The 6409-nt window shown below is 64.9% G+C and carries 6 protein-coding genes; 3 read left to right on the plus strand and 3 right to left on the minus strand.

The features are described 5' to 3' along the window. Positions 1-8: 8 nt before the first annotated feature. Together AWC07_RS14845 and AWC07_RS14850 are read right to left on the minus strand one after the other, a co-directional pair. A complete protein-coding gene (locus tag AWC07_RS14845; protein ID WP_244187592.1) occupies positions 9-1022 on the minus strand; it encodes a 5'-methylthioadenosine/S-adenosylhomocysteine nucleosidase in 1014 nt (337 codons plus the stop codon). 126 nt (positions 1023-1148) lie between these two features. Next, positions 1149-1556, minus strand: a complete 408-nt coding sequence (locus AWC07_RS14850) for a hypothetical protein (RefSeq protein WP_244187593.1) — start codon at positions 1554-1556, stop codon at positions 1149-1151. 99 nt (positions 1557-1655) lie between these two features. Between AWC07_RS14850 and AWC07_RS14855 the strand changes: the two genes are divergently transcribed. Beyond that, positions 1656-2978 (plus strand): M23 family metallopeptidase, encoded by a 1323-nt coding sequence (locus tag AWC07_RS14855; protein WP_036419795.1) that lies wholly within the window; start codon positions 1656-1658, stop codon positions 2976-2978. A gap of 22 nt (positions 2979-3000) precedes the next feature. Then, the gene (locus AWC07_RS14860) at positions 3001-3987 is read left to right on the plus strand and encodes an alpha/beta fold hydrolase (RefSeq protein WP_036419796.1); all 987 of its coding nucleotides are present in this window, start codon (positions 3001-3003) and stop codon (positions 3985-3987) included. A 177-nt stretch (positions 3988-4164) separates the two neighbouring features. Here the strand turns inward: AWC07_RS14860 and AWC07_RS14865 are convergent, their stop codons facing one another. Next, a complete protein-coding gene (locus AWC07_RS14865; protein ID WP_036419799.1) occupies positions 4165-4884 on the minus strand; it encodes a maleylpyruvate isomerase family mycothiol-dependent enzyme in 720 nt (239 codons plus the stop codon). Positions 4885-5156: 272 nt separating this feature from the next. On the opposite strand from AWC07_RS14865, the gene AWC07_RS14870 reads away from it, so the two are divergent. Continuing rightward, the gene (locus AWC07_RS14870) at positions 5157-6299 is read left to right on the plus strand and encodes a MalY/PatB family protein (protein ID WP_051508281.1); all 1143 of its coding nucleotides are present in this window, start codon (positions 5157-5159) and stop codon (positions 6297-6299) included. The last annotated feature ends 110 nt before the right edge of the window (positions 6300-6409 follow it).

Here is a 6409-nt window from a genome sequence, read left to right on the forward strand (position 1 = left end):
CGTGCGCGTTAGGCGCCGGCCCAGTTCTGCAGAAACGCCTGGGCAACCAGTGCCGCGTTTTCGGCCGCGATCTGCTTGTAGAGAAAGAACTGGAACGGAAAGCCGGGCAGGTTCAGCGGGTCACCGGGGCCGTCGGACATGCCGCGGATGCCCAGGAACGGTATGCCACGCGCGTTGGCGACCTCTTGCGCCGCCGCCGTCTCCTGGTCCACAGCGTCGAAGGCCGGGTTCTGTACCGGAATCTTCAGGTTGCTGAGCAAGCCGCGGGCCAGGAACGGCAACAGCGCGTGCAGAAAGTTGCCGGTGTAGAGCAGTGAGCGGTCCGGCGCCGAGCACGGCTGGCAACCAAAGACGTCGCCGCCGTTGGGGATACAGGGAAACGCCTGGCCGTTGTTGTTGTCGCTGCTGGAGCCGTCGCCGCCGACGAAGAGTTGCGTCTGTCGTCCCAGGTTGATCAGTGGCACGGTGGGTACGTGCTTGCACAGGCAAGCGGGATTGCCGAGATTGTTGACGTTGCCCAGGCTGACGGCCAAACTCTGGGCCGAGGCCAGCATGCCGGGATCGACGGCCTGAAATGTCGCGCCGTTGTCCAGGGTCCAACGCGCCGGGATGGCCACGTCTCCTATCGCGGTACGTCCGGCGCCGCCGGCGACACCCGAAAACACCACTGCGCCAACGGCAATGCCGGACGAGCAGGTGAAGCGATCAAGGGCGATCTCGGTGGTCCGGGTGGCGTTGACCAGCCCGATGCCGGTCATCGCCACTATCACCCTCTTTCCGGCGATCGCCCCGAGGTAGAAGTGGCGGTGGTGGGCGACGACAACCGGGTTGGGGTCAAGCGTGGTGTGCGCCAAGACCGCGTCGGCTTCGGCGGGAAAAGCCGACAGGATCAGCGTGCGCTGTTGACATGGGCTCACCGTCGCGAAGCCTGCGGCGTCGGCCGTGGTGCTCGCCGACACCGCTGCGGTGGCCAGCGACAAGGCGGCCGCCACCGCGCACGCAGCCCGGAACCGCTCGAGCACGATCCCCCTATCCCCGGCGGAACGTCGTCGGTCGCGGCTGCCAGAACGCACTGTCTCATGGGTGGTATGGCCTAGATTGTGGCGCTACATGACGTAACGGTGGATATTCGTTGTCGTTGTTTTTCGCTAACGATTCCGTGTCGTTATGCCGGGGCGCAAAGTTTTGGCTGCTCCGCCCGCGCTCTTCCTCGGGACGTTGGCCAAGCCACGTTCGGTGAACGCTCCCCACAGGCGCGGGTGAGACGTTCCGCCGCAGGCCGTTACGACCAGTGCCACAGCGACGGCGAGTAGCAACGACGCTCCGGCACGCTGGATCCGCAAGTCGAGGTCGCCGGTCAATTCGCCTGCGGCGTCGAAGTATTGCACACGGTAATCGCCGGGGAAGCCATTGGACGTATCGCCCCGGGCCCGTCCCGAACCGATCCCGCCGCTCGACCGAACCGAGCCAGAAGAGACATACCGCGCATTGATCACGCCGGCTTCCTCGGAGCTGATCTGATATTCGGCAACGCCGATTACCCGGGTAGTGATCATGCCCAGCATGGTAAGCCCCGGCGTGCATGTCTTCGGCCGGAATAGCAGTGCCGAAGACTAAGCTCACGGGACCCGGCCCCGACCAAGGAGGCGCACCCGATGGCACCTGACCCCGCACGCCGTCCGCTCTGGAAACCGTTGGCCACCTTGTGGGTGATCCTGTTGGTCGCCGCGTGCTCGTCGAGCACCCAGACCGGCGCCGGCGGCTCGTCTGCCACCCCGGCCCGAACCAACCCACTCGCGGGTGTGACGGTGCCCGACGCCTTCACCCCGCTGACCGTTGCGCCGATCAGCCGGCCGACATTTCCCTTCCCCGGCAGTGACGGCAAGTATCACTTGGCCTTCGACGTGCAGATCACCAATGCCACCGGGGGGCCGGCCAGCCTCACTGCCGTCGACGTGGTCGATGCGCAGGATCCCAAGAAGCTGCTCGCCTCGTTCGCCGGCCCGCAGTTGGTCGACCCTGCCTGTAACTATGGAAACTGCAACCGATTACGGCAGCTCACTCAACAGCCCTCCGCCGACTTCAGCATCGCGCCCCAGACATCGCGGACGCTGCTACTGGACTTCACCCTTGACACGTTGGCGCAATTCCCGAAGGCGGTCATGCTGCGTCTGCATGGCACCGGGGTGACCAACCCGGCGGTGAGCAACGAACCCGGCCCGCTGGACACCCTGGGTGCTCCGTTCGACATCTCGGCCGGCACGCCGCGGGTGATCAGCCCGCCACTGCGGGGCAACAATTGGGTGGCGTTCAACGGGTGCTGTGATCCGGGCTGGGCGCACCGTGACGCCATCATGCCGGTCAACATGAAGCTGAACAACAGCCAACGTTTTGCGATCGACTGGATGCACATGGACGACCAGGGCAATTTCTACGTCGGAGACCAAACCCGCAACGAAAGTTACGTCTCGTACGGAGTTCCCGTCTACGCGGTGGCCGACGGCACGGTGACCTCAACGCTGGATACTGTGGAAGCCAACGTACCGGGCATCCTGCCGGCAGCCGATCCTGCCCTGGCCGCCAAGATGACAATCAACACCATCGACGGCAATCACATCGTCCTGGACCTCGGTGACGGCGTGTACGCGCTCTACGCGCACCTCATCAAAGGGACGCTGCTGGTCAAACCGGGTGACAAGGTCAAAAAGGGCCAACAGATCGCCAAGCTGGGCAACACCGGCAACTCCAACGCCCCGCACCTGCACTTCCAGCTGATGAGCGGTCCGTCGCTGCTCGAAGCCGACGCCGTGCCCTATGTGCTGGACAACTTCAGTTACCAAGGTCAGGTGAGCACCACCTCGGTGTGGAACGCCGACAACTACCTCAGCGGCTCGTTCTTCGGACCCGACCGATTGCAGACACCCGAGCCGCGCTCCAACCAGCTGCCGCTGTTGCTGGCAATCGCGACCTTCTCCTAAGCTCGGCGAAAGGACCCCGCCCGTGGACATCTTCACCGAATGGCACAGCGGCGGAACGCAATTGCGTTGGCGGTCGACCACCGCCGCCAACGACGGCGCCGAAGTGTCGGTGTTCAGCCGCCGCTGCGGCATGCCCGGGGCGCCGGCACTGGTGCTGGTGCACGGCTTCCCGACGTCCAGCATCGACTACTTCGGGTTGGCGCGTGAGCTGAGTTCGGAGTTCGACATCTTCGTGTTGGACTTCCCGGGCTACGGATTGTCCGACAAGCCGCCGGAGCCCTACGTCTACTCGTTGTACGACGACGCGCGGCTGCTCGTTCACGCCATCAGGCGGGTGTGGCAGCTGACCGGGTTCCGGATGCTCACCCATGACCGCGGCAGCAGCGTGGGCATGATCGCGCTGGGCATGCTGGCCGGCGAAGACGAACCGGCGCTGCCGCTCGACGTTATCATCACCAACGCCAACATCTATCTGCCGCTGTCGAACCTCACCGCGTTCCAAACGGAGCTGCTCGACCCGGCAACGGGGCGGGCCACCGCCGCCGCGACGACACCCGAACTGCTGGCGGCCGGGCTGGGAGCCAGCACCTTCATCCCGCGACGGACGCTGGACGACCCGGAGATCGCCGCGCTGGCGAAGTGCTTTGCCCACAACGACGGGATCTCGGTGCTGCCCGACACCATTCAGTATCTGCATGAGCGGACGGCCGACGAAACCCGTTGGCTCGACGAGCTTTCCACGATGTCCCTGAACACCACGCTGGTCTGGGGACTGCACGACAGCGTGGCGCCGCTGCGCGTCGCCAACCATGTGTGGCAGGCGTTTCTGAAAAACCAGCCGGGGCGCAGCCGCTACTGGGTGGTGCCCGGCGCCGATCATTACCTGCAATGTGACGCGCCCACGGAATTGGCCGAGATCGTGCGCGTCACCGCCGGCGGGGAGGACGTCGGGCTGCAGACGCTGGGGAGCCGGCCCGATGGCGCGGTTCTGGTGGACCAGAGCGACTAGACCGAAGTGATGTCCGTATGACGACCGCAACAATAGCCACGCCGACCGATCGGTAAAACAAGGCGCCCACGTCCGGGAGTTGGGCCTGGTGCGGTACCAGTCGGCGATGAACGGGTGGTGGCGGTACGGCGTCTCGGACACGCAGACGGATCGTAGTGGTGGTCTGCCGGTGAGGAGTCAGAAGTCTGCTCGGGTCAAGAAGCGTTGCAGCGCCGCCATGTTGCCGTCGACCGATACTTGATTGGGCGAACGGCGGCCCCATAAGAGCAGCAGCAGATCGGATGCGGTGGCGGTCACCGTGGCGTCGGCCTGACCGCACGATCGGCTCAGGTGACAGGAGCCTTCTCCGGTTCGGACGGTCCATTCGCCCGTATCGTCGTGGGCGCGCAGGCAGATGGTCTGAACTGGTCCGGCCAGGTCATGTGAGAGACCTGGCAGAACCTCGTCGAGGAACTCATCGATCCCGTCGACTGCGACGGCTTGTTCTATGGGCTCGTTGCCTCCGATGGCTTTGACCGCATCCCAGCAGTGCACACTCGTTTCCTGGGCCACTCTGCGAGCGATGAAGCTGACGGTGTTTCGGCGGCCCCATGTCCATGCCGGTGTGTCCGGGTCCACGCTGTCCAGAATGGTGGCGGTCAGGTCTATACCGCGGCGGAACCAGACCAGCAGGTCATCGTTGGTGGGGCGATCGGGCTCGGTCCAGGCCTCGGGTCCGGCTAGCGCACCGCGTGCCACCATCCGCCAGAACATGTGAACGATCCCAACGTGCCACACCAGATCGGCAATCTGCCACGCCGGGCAGCTGGGCACGATGCGGTCGAGTCGCCCTTCGGCGCCACCGGCGATCCGGCTACCGGCGCGGCGCAGGGCGGCAACATGAGCGGCTGGATTCATAGCTCGGCCATGGTATCGCCTGCGCGTTCCACCAGCGTTGGCTCCGCCCGAGTTGATCAAACCTCCGTTCGGATCATCCGCGCAGGTATTCCCTCCAGGCCATCACCTCATCCACCGATTTGATCACCGCTCTCGCACTCATCCGGACACGCGCGGTCCCGCTACGGTAGTTGCTTGTGAATGCTGGACATGTCTCGAAAGCTGATGCTCCGCAACTTCCCCCGAACCCACTGGAGGAGCCATCGCTCGAGCGATTGCAGAGCCGCACCAGCATGAAATGGCGTGCTTACCCGGCCGATATCCTGCCGCTGTGGGTCGCGGAGATGGATGTCAACCTTGCGCCGACGGTGGCTTCCGCCATCCACAGCGCCGTCGACCGCGGGGACACCGGATATCCTCACGGCACCGCCTACGCCGAAGCGGTGGCCGAATTCGCCTCGCAACGTTGGAATTGGCACGATCTGGAGGTCGGCCGCACCGCGATCGTGCCCGACGTGATGCTCGGGGTTGTCGAGCTACTGCGCCTGGTCACCGACCGCGGTGACGCGGTCATCGTCAACTCGCCGGTGTACGCACCCTTCTACGCGTTCGTGTCCCATGACAACCGCCGGGTCATCGAAGCACCGCTCGGTGTCGACGGCCGGATCGATATGGAGACGTTGGAGCAGGCATTCGCTCGTGCCCGTCAGTCGAGCGGGAACGTCGCATACCTGTTGTGCAATCCCCACAACCCGACCGGCGCCGTGCACACCGTCGACGAATTGAGCGAGATCGCCCAACTCGCAGGCCGGTTCGGCGTCCGGGTGGTGTCCGACGAGATTCATGCTCCGCTCGTCATGAGCGGGGCGCGATTCACCCCGTACCTGAGCGTGCCCGGCGCCGAGAACGCATTCAGCTTGATGTCCGCCTCGAAAGCTTGGAATCTCTGCGGGATCAAAGCCGCTGTGGCCATCGCCGGCGCCGAAGCGGCCACGGATCTTCGCCGCATGCCCGAGGAGGTCAGTCACGGGCCAAGCCATCTCGGTGTCATCTCGCACACCGAAGCATTTCGCGGCGGCGGCGATTGGCTCGACGCCGTGCTGCAGGGCCTGGATGCCAACCGAACGTTATTGGGCGGTCTGGTCGAGCAATACCTTCCCGGGGTGAAATACCTGTGGCCGCAAGGAACTTACCTGGCATGGCTGGACTGTCGCGCACTCGGTTTCACCGAACGGGCCGCCGACGGCCTTGCGGTGGTGTCGGACCTGTCGGGTCCGGCCAGGTGGTTCCGGGACCACGCCCGCGTGGCGCTGAGTTCCGGCCACGTCTTCGGGACGGGCGGGGACGGGCATGTGCGCATCAATTTTGCGACCAGCCAAGCCATTCTGACCGAAGCCGTATCGCGAATGGGCCGGGCGCTGGCCGACATGCATTAGTTAACCCTGGGTTGACGGAGTTACTCCGTTTCGTCGTCGTCGTCTCCGTCGCGGAGCAGTTTTTCAGGGTGATGGAACGTGTTGGTGCGGGGTTGGCCGCGGTCTTGGTG

This window comes from Mycobacterium gastri (assembly GCF_002102175.1).
In the GTDB taxonomy this organism is placed as follows: domain Bacteria; phylum Actinomycetota; class Actinomycetes; order Mycobacteriales; family Mycobacteriaceae; genus Mycobacterium; species Mycobacterium gastri.